General features: G+C 67.3%; 14 protein-coding genes. 10 read left to right on the top strand and 4 right to left on the bottom strand.

Going from position 1 to position 15,242, the window contains the following annotated elements:
* Positions 1-11: 11 nt before the first annotated feature.
* The 3 genes from H0264_RS11915 to H0264_RS11905 form a co-directional block, all read right to left on the bottom strand.
* A complete protein-coding gene (locus tag H0264_RS11915) occupies positions 12-710 on the bottom strand; it encodes a hypothetical protein (RefSeq protein ID WP_181584015.1) in 699 nt (232 codons plus the stop codon).
* Between the two features lie 112 nt (positions 711-822).
* Positions 823-1,116 (bottom strand): WXG100 family type VII secretion target, encoded by a 294-nt coding sequence (locus H0264_RS11910; protein WP_181584014.1) that lies wholly within the window; start codon positions 1,114-1,116, stop codon positions 823-825.
* Positions 1,117-1,295: 179 nt separating this feature from the next.
* Positions 1,296-1,631 (bottom strand): WXG100 family type VII secretion target, encoded by a 336-nt coding sequence (locus tag H0264_RS11905; protein WP_181584013.1) that lies wholly within the window; start codon positions 1,629-1,631, stop codon positions 1,296-1,298.
* Between the two features lie 259 nt (positions 1,632-1,890).
* On the opposite strand from H0264_RS11905, the gene H0264_RS11900 reads away from it, so the two are divergent.
* Positions 1,891-3,204: an EsaB/YukD family protein gene (locus tag H0264_RS11900; protein WP_181584012.1), complete on the top strand. Its 1,314-nt coding sequence runs from the start codon at positions 1,891-1,893 to the stop codon at positions 3,202-3,204.
* A gap of 1 nt (position 3,205) precedes the next feature.
* Here the strand turns inward: H0264_RS11900 and H0264_RS11895 are convergent, their stop codons facing one another.
* Positions 3,206-3,418 carry a hypothetical protein gene (locus H0264_RS11895; RefSeq protein ID WP_181584011.1) on the bottom strand — a complete coding sequence of 71 codons (213 nt, stop codon included), beginning with the start codon at positions 3,416-3,418 and terminating at the stop codon, positions 3,206-3,208.
* A 448-nt stretch (positions 3,419-3,866) separates the two neighbouring features.
* Here H0264_RS11895 and H0264_RS11890 point away from each other — a divergent pair, with 448 nt between their 5' ends.
* From H0264_RS11890 to H0264_RS11850, 9 genes are all read left to right on the top strand, one after another.
* Positions 3,867-4,382: a lysozyme family protein gene (locus H0264_RS11890; RefSeq protein WP_231083090.1), complete on the top strand. Its 516-nt coding sequence runs from the start codon at positions 3,867-3,869 to the stop codon at positions 4,380-4,382.
* A 61-nt stretch (positions 4,383-4,443) separates the two neighbouring features.
* Positions 4,444-6,099, top strand: a complete 1,656-nt coding sequence (locus tag H0264_RS11885; RefSeq protein WP_181584010.1) for a DUF4185 domain-containing protein — start codon at positions 4,444-4,446, stop codon at positions 6,097-6,099.
* A 41-nt stretch (positions 6,100-6,140) separates the two neighbouring features.
* The gene (locus H0264_RS11880; protein ID WP_181584009.1) at positions 6,141-6,425 is read left to right on the top strand and encodes a hypothetical protein; all 285 of its coding nucleotides are present in this window, start codon (positions 6,141-6,143) and stop codon (positions 6,423-6,425) included.
* A 112-nt stretch (positions 6,426-6,537) separates the two neighbouring features.
* Positions 6,538-7,806, top strand: a complete 1,269-nt coding sequence (locus tag H0264_RS11875; protein ID WP_181584008.1) for a glycosyltransferase — start codon at positions 6,538-6,540, stop codon at positions 7,804-7,806.
* Complete coding sequence (locus H0264_RS11870; protein ID WP_231083092.1) at positions 7,803-8,837, top strand: alpha/beta hydrolase; 1,035 nt, start codon at positions 7,803-7,805, stop codon at positions 8,835-8,837. The genes H0264_RS11875 and H0264_RS11870 overlap by 4 nt, the downstream gene beginning before the upstream one ends.
* Positions 8,838-8,863: 26 nt before the next feature.
* Positions 8,864-10,345: a cellulase family glycosylhydrolase gene (locus tag H0264_RS11865; RefSeq protein ID WP_181584007.1), complete on the top strand. Its 1,482-nt coding sequence runs from the start codon at positions 8,864-8,866 to the stop codon at positions 10,343-10,345.
* Positions 10,345-14,121, top strand: a complete 3,777-nt coding sequence (locus H0264_RS11860; protein WP_181584006.1) for a hypothetical protein — start codon at positions 10,345-10,347, stop codon at positions 14,119-14,121. Before H0264_RS11865 ends, H0264_RS11860 begins: the two co-directional genes overlap by 1 nt.
* Positions 14,118-14,498, top strand: coding sequence for a hypothetical protein (locus tag H0264_RS11855; RefSeq protein ID WP_181584005.1), 381 nt, complete (start codon positions 14,118-14,120; stop codon positions 14,496-14,498). Before H0264_RS11860 ends, H0264_RS11855 begins: the two co-directional genes overlap by 4 nt.
* The gene (locus H0264_RS11850; RefSeq protein ID WP_181584004.1) at positions 14,495-15,187 is read left to right on the top strand and encodes a hypothetical protein; all 693 of its coding nucleotides are present in this window, start codon (positions 14,495-14,497) and stop codon (positions 15,185-15,187) included. The genes H0264_RS11855 and H0264_RS11850 overlap by 4 nt, the downstream gene beginning before the upstream one ends.
* The last annotated feature ends 55 nt before the right edge of the window (positions 15,188-15,242 follow it).

Raw genomic sequence — 15,242 nt, 5'->3', positions numbered from 1 at the left:
GGGTGCAGCGGTTAAGGAGTGATGCCGGCGAGGCCGGCGGCTCCGCCGATGCCGGCGCCCACCACGCCGCCGACCGCGGCGGCGGGCAGGCCGAGGGCCGCGCCGCCGAGCAGGGCACCGGTGAGGGCTCCGGAGATCGCGCCGCCGGCTCCGGCGGCGAGGGCAGCGGGGATGATCGCGCCGCTGAGGGCGGGGACGATCAATCCGTCTGCGAGGCAGAGGGTCAGGACGCAGCCGAGGGCGGCTCCGGCGATGGTGATGCCGACGCCGGTGAGGGCACTACCGGCGAAGGCGGTGGCGCCCCCGATCGCGCCACCGATGACAGCGCCGGTAATGCCGCCCACGGCCGCGGCGGGGATGCCGGTCACTGCCGCGCCGATACCCGCGCCCGCCAGGATGGCGTTCTGAACCTTCAGGGGGTCCACACCACTGGCAGCATCGGCAGCAGGGGCCGCGGGAAGCGTTGCGACTGTGCCGATCTCACTGGCCGCGAGGATATCGCCCACGGCGACGGCCCCGCCTGCCGCGACAATCTCGCCATCTGCGGCGACCTCATCCGCTGCGGCGATCTCGCCAGCGGGCGGAACGGAGACCGCGGGCAACTGGAAGGCAGTGGGCAGGGCCGCGGTCTCGGCGTTGGCGGTGGCCGTGAAGACGGCGGTGCTGGCTACCGCGAGGACGGCTGTAGCCGTGTACTTCTTGAAACGCATTGGGGGGCTGTCCTTTTGCGGTAGGCGCGCCGGGTGCGCAGCGCGGACCGACACTCGCGAGGCCGCGCATGAACTCGCGAATGTCGGACCGCGCTGCGGCGGCGGGGAACGGTCAGCGGGTGATGGCACCGCGGACGCTGGTGCGCATGTCGCGGACCAGGCCGGTGTTGTTCTCCAGGGAGCCGGTCATCTGGCGGAGGATTTCGCGGATGGTGTCGGCGGCGGTGTTCCACTGGGATTGGATGGCCTGATAGGTGTGCATTTCGTCGCCCTCCCACTGGGATTGGACGCGGCCCACGAAGCCGGAGAGTTCGTCGAGGGAGGATTCGATGCCGCCGGCGACGCCGAGCAGGTCGGAGGAGGCGCCTTCGGCAACACCCTCGTCGTATGCGAAAAGATCAGACATGGCTGTGACCCCTATGGTCGAAAGTATTTGAGGCACAGTCGGTTTCCCGCGCACGATGGATCAATGTGCGGGAAACCGACCGTGTGAGCGGGCCTTCGGCGACAGGGGTGGAGCAGCAGGCGTCGCCGAAGGCGCGATCGGCGCGGGGAAGCACGCCGATGAATGAAAAGTGTTGTGGCTCAGCCGCGGAACTTGGCGGCGTCCCAAGCGAAGGACTGGTACGCGGAATCGAGCGCACCGGCCTGGTCGACCTCACCGGAGGTGTAGAGCGATCCCGCCTGGCCGATACCGGCGCGGATCTGCTCCAGCGCGGTGTTCAGGTCGTTCATGGCCTGATGCCAGGTGGTGGACAGGCGATCCCAGGAATCGAAGGACGCGCCCTTCCACACGGAAGGCAGGCTCTCGACGGACGCCAGGAATCGTGAAGCCTGGCCGTTCAGAGCGGCAACGGTGGAATCAAGATTGGTCGCGTGCGCGGTAACCGCATTGTTGGCGACCGAGAATTTCGTACCCACGGCACTCCTCAGTGCAGAAGAAACATGAGGCTTTGCCGCACCCCCGACTTGGTGCGCAAACGAGACGCTAACCCACATGTGTGCTGTGGGCCAACGCGGCCGGATGTTTTATGGCCAGCGCCACACCCGATAGTTGTAACACTGCGTGAATGGCTCGCATCACATCAATACTCGTGCACTATTGCATAATTCGCGCATCGCGTACCGGACAGTTGGGGCTGCGGCGACGCCGGCGCACACCTCGTGCATGATGACCGCCATGAGTGCGCATTTCATACGCCTCTCGGTCGTTTCGGGGGAAAATCGGCTCGATGTCAGCCTGCCCGCGCGACGTCCGATCGCGGAATATCTCACCGACATCACCGAATTGCTGGAGCTCGAGCCGGCCGACGCGGACACCGTCTGGGTGCTGTCCGCCCCATCGCACGGACTGCTCGAGTACGACGCCACCCTCGCCGAGGCGGGCGTGCTCGACGGCACTGTCCTGCACCTGACTTCGCGGGAACTGGCGGCGCGAACCCCCTACGTGGAGGATGTGGTCGACACCGTCGAGACGTCCGTCGACCGCAGTTACCAAAGGTTTGCCGACGGCCGCGAGCGGGTGCTCGGCGGACTGCTGGTCGCCGGATTCACCGGCACCGCAACGCTTGTCACCGCCCTGCGCGCGGGCTGGTTCGGAACGCTCACGCTGGTCGTTCTGGCAGCGGTCATCGCAGTCCTCGCTTTCGCGTGTGGACCCCGGGGGCGCGACACGATCGGCTGGGGACTGGTGCCGGTTCTTGCCGCCGCAGCGATCAGCGGCATGTGGGAGCGCCCTCTGGTAGCCGCGCTCGCGGGGATCGCGGCCGGATTCGCCGGAGCCGCGATCGCGACCGGAATCGGTTCGCGCCGAGCCGGAGTCCTGCTGGGCGCGGGCGCGTCGGCGCTGCTGTTCGCAGCCCTGGCGGCGGCGGTGTGGGCGGGCGCCAATGTCACCGCCCTCTCCGCGTGGGCCGCTCCGGTGCTGGTGGCGCTGGTCGCGGTCGCTCCGCGCGCGGCCACGGCGTCATCGGGACTGCTCGGACTGGTGCGGCGCGGCGAGAACGGTGAGCCGGTGCCCCGGCCGCTGGCCGAGGCCGCGCTGGGCCGCGGTCGCGACTTCCTCGACGTGGCGGTCGGCGCGGCGGCGCTGGCGCTGAGTCTGGCTGTCGCGACCATGATCTGGACCGGGATCTGGATGCAGGCCGCGCTCGCGGGCATGGTCGCGGTCGGGGTGCTGCTGCGCACCCGCGGCTACACCGATACCCGCCATGTCGCACCCCTGCTGCTGGTGCCGCTGGTCGCGGCCTTGGCCGGGAGCGCGGCGCTGGTGCGGGATACAGCCCAGGGAGACACCGCGATTCAGGCCATGGAGCTCACGGGCGCAGGGGCACTGATCGGCCTCACAGTGGCGATTGCCGGATATGTGCGAGTGGGTGAGGTGGCCGCTGCTCGACTGGCGCGGCTCTGGAATGCGCTCGACCCCACGCTGCTGGTGCTGCTGTTCCCCGCGACCTTTGCGGCACAGGGGATCTACACCTACCTCTGGGACTGACTCAGTGCCTGCCGGCCTGGATCAGGCCGATGATGTACTCGGCGGCGACCACGCCCGCCGCGATGACGAGTGCCGTCACGAGTGAGTACATGAGCAGGCGCGGCACCGCGCGCCGCGTTCGCACCGGTGCGGTGCCGTGCACGAGCGCGTCGAGGGTGGCCTGCGTGCGCAGTAGATGCGCCTCGATGACCACGCGAGGTTCAGGATCGGTCACGGGAATCTCCGGATCTATTTGTGCGCAATTGAGTTGCATCCTATCCATGCCCGGCTTCGTTACAGGGGCTGTAGTCTTCGTCACAATCATTTTCCGCCACTTTGTCGAATAATCGTCTCAGACGGCTTGTTTTCAGCCCTTCCGTGTGACCCACGCAACTGTCAATACGGCCAAAACGCTACTCACAGATAGCTTTTCGCTATGGCGAGATCCGGCACTCGGCAAAACTCCCGTTATTGTCTTGCCCGTGTTCATCTGTCGGGGGTGGCCACGCCGAAATTCCGCGTGGTCGAGACATATTTTCATCGGCTTATCCGTCGGTGCTGTCGTCGCGTTGACTGCATGCAGTCCGCGACTGGAGCACGACAATGCCGCACCGCCCACAACCGAGCGTCCCGCTCCCACGCGCCCCGCGGCGCAACTGGAACCGTGGGCTCGAATTCATGCCGTGCCGTATGGAATTCCGGAAATCGCGCTGGCCTCGTACGCGTACGCGGCGTCGGTCATGGACCGCAGCGCCACCGGCTGCCACATCGGCTGGCCGACCCTCGCCGCGATCGGCGCGGTAGCCAGTGATCACGGCCGCGCGGGTGGTGCGACGCTGGGTCGAGACGCCACGGTTTCCCCTGCGCTGCGGGCACTTTCGCGCGAGAACATGGAATCTCGGACGGTCGCCGACACCGATGGCGGCCGGATCGACGGTGACAATCACCAGGACGTCCCCATGGGACCGATGCAACTCATGCCGAGCGTGTGGGAGCAGTGGTCCGTCAGCGCCCGCAATGAAACCACCGCCAGCCCGGACAATCTCGACGATGCCGCCTTGTCGGTGGCCCGGCTGCTGTGCGCGGCCGGTGGGGATCTGGCGACCGCCGAGGGGTGGGCGAAGGCGGTGGCCGCGGTGAACCCGGCGGCCTCCTTCGCCTCCGCAGTGCACGATCGCGCGGCCGAGTTCTCGCGCTGATCGTCTCTGCCACAAGCATTTTCGCCGCTGGCGAGTTTCCACAATCAGGGAGGAATTGTCGATGGGGATCTGGACCCGTCGTCGGCGGCTGACGACTGCCGCCACGGTGCTGTTCACCGCGAGCGCGGTCGGTTGTTCGTCGACCGCACCGCAGGACACCACGGCTCAGCCCGCGCCGGCCGCACTGACCAACCAGCAGTCGCTGGAGATGCCCACGGGCGCGGGCGATCAGATGCTCGTACCACCCGCACCGGGCTTGCCGCAGCTGGCGGCGGGCGGTAACCCGGGTGGCGTCACACTGCCGAACGGCGCTGCGCCGCCGAACTTTCCGGGCCTGTCACTGACGCCGAACAATGGCGGCACGGGGCTGGGCACCGGTGTTGCGGCCGGCGGAGGTCAGCCGCAGGTGCCGCAGGGCGCCACCGTGACCAACGCCTTCGTCTCCAAGGTGACCGGTGCGGGCTCGACCAGCACCACCGACGTCAAGTGGGGCGTGAGCGGCGCGGGGTACGCGGCCATGTGGGACGACGGAAACGGCCGGGTGCTCACCGCATTCGGCGACACCTTCGGCGGCACCCGCCCCGGCACCCAGCAGTCCGACCAGCCTCCACTGATCAGCAGCAAGGGCCTCACCCTGCCGGTGATCCCGGAGCTGCTGAAGTTCCCTGGCCTGCCCTTCCTGAACCTCAACGAGGGCGACACCACCGCCCAGGGCAATGCCGGTGACACCGGAACCCAGGGCCCGCGTGGATTCGACTGGCGCAGTAACACTCTCGCGGTCTCCACCAACCGGGACCTGGAGAAGGGCATGCAGATCGAATCGTTCGTCGAAGATCGCTCCGCCCACGCCGGGCAGGTGCTGAGCAGCCGCAAGGTCGACGGCGTCGAGGTCACCACCCTGCCGACCTCCGGTCTGTCCGTGGGTTCCCGTCAGTACATGGGCTATTCGTCGATTCGCGAGTGGGGATCGACGTCCGGTAGCTGGGTCACCAACTACTCCGGCATCGCCTACTCCGATGACGGCGGGCAGACCTGGGTCAAGGACAAAGGCGCGGTCTGGGTGAACTCCGGCGCGGGCTGGGGATACCAGATGCCCGCTCTCGCAAAGGGTCCCGACGGTTTCGTGTACCTCTACGGCACCCCGCAGGGTCGCATCGGCGGCGTCTTCGTCGCCCGCGTCACCGAGGACCGGATCCTCGACAAGAACGCCTACGAGCACTGGACCGGCACCGAGTGGACCAATGACCCGACCACCCCGTCGGCGGTGATCGTCTCCGGCGCGGTCGGCGAAGCATCGGTGCAGTTCCATCCCGGCATCGGCCGCTGGCTGCTGACCTACACCGACATCCTCAACAACGGCATCGTCATGCGGCAAGCGGTGAATCCGCAAGGGCCGTGGACGGATCCGGAGGTGATCGCCTCGGGCAAGGACTACCCCTACATCTACGGCGCGCACATGCACCCGTGGTCCTCGGGCAATGATCTGTTCTTCACGGTGTCGCAGTGGTCGACCTACAACGTCTTCCTCATGCACACCACGGTCGTCGCCAAGGCCGCGCCCGCGCCCGAACCCAGCATTCCGGCCATCTACCTGCACGGCGTCGGCGGCATCCCCGCCATCACCCTGCCGGACGCACCCGGTCCGGGATTGCCGAACAATCTGCCGTTCGTGGCGCCCGACTTCCCGGCCGGTATGCCCACCGGCCCCGACGAGTAGTCCCGGAAGGACGAAAGACCATGGCATTCGCACAATTTCCGATGACTGACCTGCAAGCCATCGGCGCGGATCTGCTGCGCGTCGAGAGCGTGCTCAGCGCTCCCAAGGAAGCCCTGACCGAGAACTCGGGTCTGGGCACCCAGCAGCAGGTGGCGGTGCAGGACGCGCTGGAGGAGTTCCACGACGAGTGGCGCACCAGTGTGCACCAGCTCATCGAGAACATCGCCAACTGGGGAGTGACCTCCGGCCGCATCGCCGCACTCGCCACTGATACCGACGAGACCGGTCGAGCGATCTTCGACCGGCTCGGTAGCTCCCTGCGCTGATCACGCGGGGCGAAGGACGGCGTGGCCGGTGCCGACTCACCGGCCACGCCGCGAATTCTCGCATGCGCGCAGCACACCGACACTTCCAATCCAGCCGAGGGGGATGGCACAGATGGCCAAGATCCTGGTTTTCACCTCACCCGCCAAGGGGCACCTGTATCCGGTGGTGCCCGTTCTGGCCGAACTCGTCACCCGGGGCCACGACATCACCGTGGTGACCCTGCCGGACAGCCGGAAAGTCCTGGAGCCGCTGGGCATTTCGGTCCGTGCGCTGCCTCCGGTGCTCGCCGACGACACCCTCCACGATTGGGATGCGTCGTCGCGGATCGGCGCGCTGCGGGCGGTGCTTCATTCACTGGCGCAACGCATTCCGCACGAGATGGAGGCCATGCGCCGGATCACGGCGCAGGAGCAGCCGGATGTGCTGCTGGTGGACATCACCACGCCGGGCGCGCAGACCTTCGCCGCTTCGAGTGGATTGCTTTGGGCCTCATGGGCTCCCATGCTGTTGCCCATACCGTCACGTGATGTCCCACCGTTCGGGCTTGGACTGCGGCCGCTGCGTGGACCGCTCGGGCGTCTGCGAAATGCGCTGGTGCAGTGGGGATTGAACCTCGTCTGGGATCAGCTGCTGCCCGACCTGAATGCGGCACGACAGGCGGAGGGTCTGCCGGAGCTGCGGCACGCGGTGGACTATCTCGCGCAGCCGCCGCTGATTCTGAACTTCACGGCGCGGCCCTTCGACGACGTCCGCTCGGACTGGCCCACCGACGTCCAGCAGATCGGCCCCGGCCTGTGGGCGCCTGCGGCCGAGATACCGCAGTGGCTGACCGAGATCGACCGGCCGCTGGCGGTTGTCACCTGCTCCACGGAGTTCCAGGACGACGGCGTGCTCGCACAGACGGCGATGGACGCGCTGGCCGACAGTGATCTGTACACCGTGGTCACCGCCGGCGCGCTGGATCCGGCATCGTTCCGGGTCCCGGCGAATGCCCGTGTGGTGCAGTTTATTCCGCATCACCTGCTACTCGATCGCGCCGCCGTCGTGGTGTCGCACGGCGGGATGGGGATCACGCAGAAGGCGCTCGACGCCGGGGTGCCGGTCTGTGTCGTGCCGTTCGGACGTGATCAGGCCGAAGTCGCGCGGCGCGTGGTGTCCAATGGCGCGGGAACCTCGGTGTCGTCGCGGCGGCTCGCCGCGGACCGGCTGCGGAAGGCGATCCTGCGGGCACGCGACTGCCGGGCCGGGGCGCAGCGCGTCGGCGCGGGATTCGCCGCCGCGGGCGGACCGCAGCGAGGTGCGGATCTGCTGGAAACGCACTTCCGGATCGCCGGGCGGGACCGCATCGCGGCCATGTCCGGCGCGCCGGTGGGTCGGTGAGGTCGAGATCCGCTGCGGTGGAACGGTATTCGTGGAGTGTCGGAGGCTCCACGAACACCCGCACACCGCTCGCGGTCTCGATTCTCACCGGGATTCTCTGGTTGACGGCGGCGCTGCTGGCCGCCCCGGCACGCGCGGAGGCGGCGGCGATCGATCACATCGAGGCGATCACCGACCGCTGGCTGCGGGTGTGGGTGAACTCCCCCGCCATGGGGCGGGTTCTCGAAGTGCAGGTGCTGCTGCCCGAGCAACAGGATCATCCCCGGCCGACGGTGTACCTGCTCGACGGCAGGGCCGCCGACCCGGTCGGCAATACCTGGATCACCCGCGGTGACGCGCTGGACTTTTTCGCCGACAAGGACGTCAATGTGGTTCTCAGTGTGGGCGGGCCGGTCAGCTACTACACCGACTGGAAGTCCGCGGATCCGACGCTGGGGACGTACCGGTGGGAAACCTTCCTCACCCGGGAACTGCCGCCGCTGCTCGACGCCACCTTCGACGGGTCGGGCCGCAATGCCGTCGCCGGGATTTCGATGGGCGCGCAGGGTGCGCTGATGCTCGCAGCCCGCACGCCGGGACTGTATGCGGCCGCCGCCGGTTACAGCGGATGCTATTCTTCCGCAACGCTTTACGGCGAGACACAGATGCGCGCCGTCATCGCCAGCGAGGGCGGCGACGCCTCGAATATGTTCGGTCCGCCCGGCGATCCGGAGTGGGCCGCCCACGATGTCTTTCGGCGCGCCGACGGATTGCGTGGCACTGCCGTCTACCTGTCGGCGGGCAGTGGGCTCGCGGGTGAGTACGAAACTCTCGACAACCCGGAGACGCTCGAATCCGCATTCCTCGGCGGCCCGCTCGAGGCGGGATCGGCCCTGTGCACCCGGCTGTTCGGTGAATACCTTGCCGCCCAGGGCATTCCGTCCACCGTGGAGATCCATCCGACCGGCACCCATTCCTGGCCCTACTGGGCCGATGAGCTGCGCCGATCCTGGCCAGTCCTCGCGGGCGCGCTCACAGATTCCGGAAGTTGAACTGCCCCATGCGTATTCACGGACATATGATCAGCCGGACCCTGCCGGTGCTCGCACTCGCCTGTCTGCTGCTCGGCACGGCAGCGCCTGCTCCGGCCGCGCCCGGCGAGACTCTCGGCCGCGCCACCACGGCCGGGCGCTGGATCGTCGACGAGTCGGGCCGGGTCATCATCGTGCACGGCGAGAATGTGGTGAGCAAGACCGCGCCGTACACCCCGCAGTCCTACGGATTCGATACCTCCGACGCGGAGTTCTTGCGGGACAACGGCTTCAACGGGGTCCGGCTGGGGATCATCTGGGAGGGCGTGGAACCCGAACCCGGGGTCTTCGACGCCGGATATCTCGACAGCGTCGCGGCGACCGTCGACCTGCTGGCCGCGCATGGGATTCGCACCGTTGTGGAGTTCCATCAGGACAAGTGGGGCAGCGTCACCGGCGGTGCGGGCGCGCCGGCCTGGGCGACGCAGACCGAGGGCATGCCGATCGTCGACGGCTCGATCTACGCCTCGCTCGTGAGTCCAGCCGTATACCAGGCCTTTTCGAACTTCTTCGCCAACTCCCCCGCGCCGGACGGGCGCGGGCTGCTCGATCATTTCGCCGCGGCCTGGACCCAGGTCGCCCATCGACTCCGCCATACCGACGGGGTCATGGGCTACGGCATCATCAACGAGCCGTTCCAGGGGATCTTCCAAGACCTGTGCGCACCAACCGAACCCGATTGCCCGGCGCCGGCACCCCAGCTGCGCCTGCGCCAGTTCCAGGACCGAATCGAGACGGCCATCCGTGCCGTCGACCCCGGTACCCCGATCTTCGAATCCGACTACATTCTGGCGGCGGCCGGTGTCGTGGGTGAGCTGGTGCCGCCGACGCATTCCGGGATCGTCCACGGCTACAACTCCTATGCGCTTCCGTGCGCGCTCGGACAGCCCGTACCGGTCACGGTGTGCATTCCCTTTTACGTCAGCAATGCTCAGAAGGCGCGTGAAGTCACCGAATCCGAGAACCTACCGGTCGTGCTGACCGAGTTCGGCGCTACCGACAATCCTGAAATCCTGCGCTATCAAACGGATCTCACCGATGCCGACATGACGTCCTGGTTCCACTGGAACTACGGCGGGCACGACCCCAGCACCACCGCGGCCTCCCAGGAAATCGAAGGCATCCTGGTCGACGCGCGCCGCGATCCCGTCGGCGGAAATATCAATCGCGGGAACCTGACCGCGCTGGTCCGGCCCTATCCGCAACTCGTGTCCGGCACACCGCGCTCGTGGAACTTCGACCGCACCACGAGCCGCTTCACCTTCACCTACAGCGTGCGCCGCGCCGACAACTCGGGCGACTTCCCCTCCGGCTCGACCACCACCATCGCGGTACCGCCGCTCACCTACCCCAATGGCGTGGATGTCCGTGTCACCGGTGGACGAGTGGCCGAAACAGGGGACGGCTTCGTCACCATCACGAGTGACGGCACCGCACAAGACATTTCAGTAGAGATCGGGGGACTCTGATGGCTGCCACTTCCACCGGCGTGTATCCGGACGCGCCACACTCCGACACGGGCCTGCTCGATCAGGCTCTGACCACGGTCACCGAGGGCCGTTATCCGGCAGAGCTGTTCCTCATGGACGGCGACACCGACCGCATCGAGGTCACCGGCCGCGCCTGGTCCGACTTCGGCCGCGCCGCCCGTGACGCCGGATACCGCATCGCCGGGCTGGACACCTCCCGATTCCTCGGCCTGGAAGCCGGTCTGTTCACCGGCGTCAAGGACGACCACCTGGCCCAGCGCCTGCAGATCACCGGCGAGGCGTACACCCGCGCCGGAGATGCCCTGCAGCAGTACGCAATCGAACTGACCCGCCTCCAGACCAACATGGAGCCGGTCGCCGCCGAAGCACCCCACACCTACGAGCAACTCCAGGCCGCCGTCGCCGCAGTGCGAACCTCCAACGTGCTGACCGTCGGTGCCGCCCTGGACGAGCTCGGCCGCGTCCGCGCCCGCTGGGATTCCCTGGTCACCACCGCCACCGACCTGCAACGCGACCTCAACCGAATGGTCGAGGCAACGATCATCGACATCCGCTCCGCCACCGTCCTGCGCTTCAGCGAAAACCCCATCGGCGAACAGGCTTTCGCGATTATCGGCCGCGGCGTCAACGGCCTGCTCGACCGCCCCCTGAACCCGGTCGCAGCCAACACCGAGCCCATACGCACCCTCGCCAGCGGCTCGGACGCCCTCAGCGAAGTCGCCGGCTTCGCCTCCACCGCAGCCATCCTCCCACCCCTCACCGCAGCCGCCGCACCTCTGACCGCAGCGGCGGTAGCCGCGGGCACCGTCTCGGCAGCCGCCGCGAAAACCTCAGCAGGCGTGGGTGATTGGCGTCGCATCCTGCTCCGCGCCGGCCTCGACGTCATCCCCCTGGCCAAACCCGCCCGCCTCGCCTACCGAGTCGCCGGCATCACCGGCCTGGCCCCGACCGACGACCTCGTAGACCTGGTGGTCCCCGAGAACACCCCCGGCGGCGGCACCCACGCCCGAGAACTCTTCGAAGCCTGCCTCAACCCGGCTGTCGTCCCCGACCCCGATGCCGCCGAGACGACCGAAAAGCGCTTCACCGCAAGCCGATTCGGGACGGGTGAACTCACTTCGCTCACCGGCCCAGCCCCGGTCGGCGCACCCTTCGTCCTACGCATCCCCGCCCGCCTGAACAACCGGCCTCAGCCCCGCGACAGCCAGGGCGACGACAACGGCCGACACAACCACACCGGAGCGATCGGCGACCGCCTCCGCCTGGTCCTCGATCCCGGCTCCGGCTACGAACAACTCACCGTGCCGACCGGTTCGGGCGGTGAACGCACCCTCGTCCTGATCAACAACGCCGGCGCCCCCATCCGCTACCAATTCACTCAGCCGGTCCCCGAAGGCGGCCGTCTGCAACCCAACCCGGACGGCTCCGTTTCCATCCTCGCCCGTGACGGCGACACGGCCGGCCACATCAAGCGCCCTTGGGCCTACGACGCCCTGGGCCGCGAAGTCGCCACCGACTACACCGTCGACGGTGACACCCTCACCCAAACCATCCACGCCACAAAAGATTCCGTCTTCCCGATCCTCGCCGACCCGGAAGGCGAGGCACCCGCGGCCCCGGACCCTGACCCCGCTCCACCAGCGGCACAACCGGTTTCCGATCCACAACAGATGGACCCAGAGGTAGCGAAGATGCTGCCCGGCCTGGGCGGTGCGCTGAACTCGGACGGCACCGTCAAATCACCCGAGCAGGTCGACGCCGACCGAACCGCCCGCGAAACCCTCAACCAGCTTCCCGGCGTTCAAGCTCCGGCTCCGACGTCCCCGCTCGACATGGTCCCCGCTGTCGATCAGACCATGGCGGCCACCGGCCCGTCCGGCCAACAGCAGCCGACCGTCACCGACTTCGTCGATCGCGCCGCCAAGGGCGACATGAAGGACGGCGAATCCTACGAACTGCCCAGTGGCGCAGGCACTGTCACACAGACCGGTGAACCCGGACGCGACCCCGGCACCACCATCCACACCGAGAAGTGGGATCTGAAGAACGGGGAATCCCTCGAAGTCAAAAGTGGGACAGTCAAATACGACACGCCACACCCGGAACTCGGCGGCAGCGGCTGGACGGCCGAGGTCGGGCCCAACGGCAAGCCCACCCACATCGATATCACCGACGGCAAGGTGGCGTCGATCAGCTACGACATCACCGGCAAACCGTCGTCGGTGACCTTCCCGGATGGCTCGATCTTCTCGCTGAACGACAAGGGCAAGATCGAGGGCTCGTTCCAGGACCCGGTTCACGGCATCAGCGGCACAGCGGAACCGCTGGCGAACGGTGGCACCCGCCTGACCTTCTCCAATGGCGAAAAGGTCGACGTCAACACGAGAGGCGAGCTCAGTAACCACCAGGCCGCGCCGGACCTGCGATCCAATATGGAGAAGGTCGGCGACTTCTTCAGCAATGCCGGAAACAGTCTCGCCGACTGGGGTTCCGACGTGGCCGCAGGATTCCGGTACGGCGACGGCCTTCGGGCCGCCGCCAACCCCTTGGACCAGGCCGCAGCCGCTGCCGCCACCGAGAACTCACAGCGTCTGACCGGCGCGGTCGCAGATGCCGGCAACTTCGCGCTGCACGCCGTGGTGGATCCGATCACCGACATCGGCAGCTTCCTCACCCACTACGCCCAGGCGGGAATGACCGGCCTCACCGGCGCCGCGGCCGGCGGCCCACTGACTCCCACGGGTCAGCAACTCAGCGACGCCGCCCTCGAAGAAATGGAAGCCGCGCCCAGCGTCCCCCGCATAGCCCTGGACCTGGCTACCTTCCTGCCGATCCCAGGTATCGCCGGCATCCGCGCGGGCCTCGCCGAACTGCGAGGACTCGGAAGTGCCGCGACCCGTGGCGCCCTAGAGGCCACCGACGACATCGCCCGCGGCTGGTCCGGCCTACCGGAAGGGGTACCCGGCTCGAGCAAGCCGATCGACCTACAGGGCCCACCACTGTCCGGCGTCGGCGCACACCCGCCGCTCAACAAGCCCTTCGATCCCAACACCATGCCGAATTTCGATGAGCTGCGTTTCTCTCCATCCGAGATTGGACACGGAACGAACTACCCTGGCGCCGGTGCCGCAGTAGCCAAGGCCGGGAGCACCGATGCGGCCGCCGATGCCCTGCGCATCTCTGAGCTCGAGACACAGGGGCATTCGCCTCAGCGGCACCTGCACCCCACCGATGGCCAGTTGCAGTCGCGATTGGGGACACCGCAGCTGACCGGTAATCCACCCCACCCGAACTTCCAGGACGGGTACGTCGTCTCCAGCGGCAAGATAGACCCGGCGAAGGGGCCCGTCGAGTTGCTCACCCGCGACCGGTACATGGACAAGTACGCGACCAACAACGCCGGGGATCCGATCAAGCACAAGTGCGGACCGTTCTCCACTGCGTTCGGCGACCAGCGGAGCCTGGTCGCCGCGGAAGCGGCTGCCCGCAACCAGATCCCTGTCGGCAGTACCGCTCCCCGAGAGGTCGTGCAACTGACCCCGGAACAGGTCCGTGCCGCGATCGGCGACGAGGGCATCGCAAAACTGCGTGGCTTCTACATCGATCCCGCGAACCCGATGACCGGCACCCGGGTGAACTACAAGCCGGTCGACTTCACCGATACCAAGATTCTGGCCGTCTACGACCGCACTCCCACCGGCGACTGGAACCTGACAACGATGTATCCCGAGCCACAGAAGAGACTGAATCCATGACAACGTGGCGGGAAGACATTCCGCACATCGACCGGCTGCAGTGGCCGATCCTGACCATGCACTCCGCTGAGTTCGGTGACGAGATGTGGCATTTCGCTCCGATCCTGCGCGCCGACGTCGCAGCGGATCCGGCATATCGGGACATGGTGCGCCAGGCCCTCGACTATGTGATCACGCGCGGCACCTCACCGCACGAATGGTTCGACGCGACCAACACCTGGTTCTTCGATCAGCAGGAACTCGACGAGTACCTGCAAGCATTCAGGGACTATCTGTTCGGAGATCGCCCGGAACCGATCTACCCACCCGACAACGAACGGGTCAGATCTGCAGACTCGATGCCCGCCGTCGACGATGATTCGGAAGGTACACGATGACCAACGAGAGCCGCCGCGTCGGACCGTGGGCGACCCGATTCGACTCCGAGGAAGCATTCGCCGCCGCCGAAAGTGCCGCCCGCGCAACAGCACTCCGTGACCACGATCTGACACCGGTACTGCGCTTCGACGAGATCTACGGGTCCGGCCCGAACAACGACAAGGCCACCGCGTTCGGATTCGACCCACACACGCCGGTGGCGCCCGACGGCAGCTACAACTACGTGCACGGCGACTTCAGCGCGGGACTGGTGTATGCGGTCTACCGCCCTGCCCCGCAAGCCGTTTCGGGTATCGGTCCGGAAGTCCCCGCCGAACTGGCCAACACCACCATGTGGCCGTACCCCGGCGGCAATCTGGATCCGACCACTGTGCCGCTCTCGTCCCTCGGCCTCGATATCGACGGAGTCGACCGGCGGTTCGTGCACTTCTGCGCCGCCGGACTGGGTGTGGAGGCCGCCGACGACCTCCACGAACTCCGCCCGACCTTCGAACTCGCCTGGCCGGATTACCGCGACACGATCCGCACCGGTCTGACTCACCTGGTCCAGCACCGTCCGATCGACCCGCGAACCTGGTACGAGCTCACCTACATCCCGTTCTCGACCCCGGATCAGCTGGCCCTCTACCTGGCCCAGGTCTACGCATACCTGTTCGACGGCTTCGACTCGATGCCCGTCGCGCCGTGAGAGACCTCGAATGACAGACGAAATACCCCCGCATATCGATAGCGGACCCGCCATT

The organism is Nocardia huaxiensis (assembly GCF_013744875.1).
GTDB classification, from domain to species: Bacteria; Actinomycetota; Actinomycetes; order Mycobacteriales; family Mycobacteriaceae; genus Nocardia; species Nocardia huaxiensis.
Note: the sequence above shows the minus strand (reverse complement) of the source record. Positions and strands in the feature narration are given on the sequence as shown.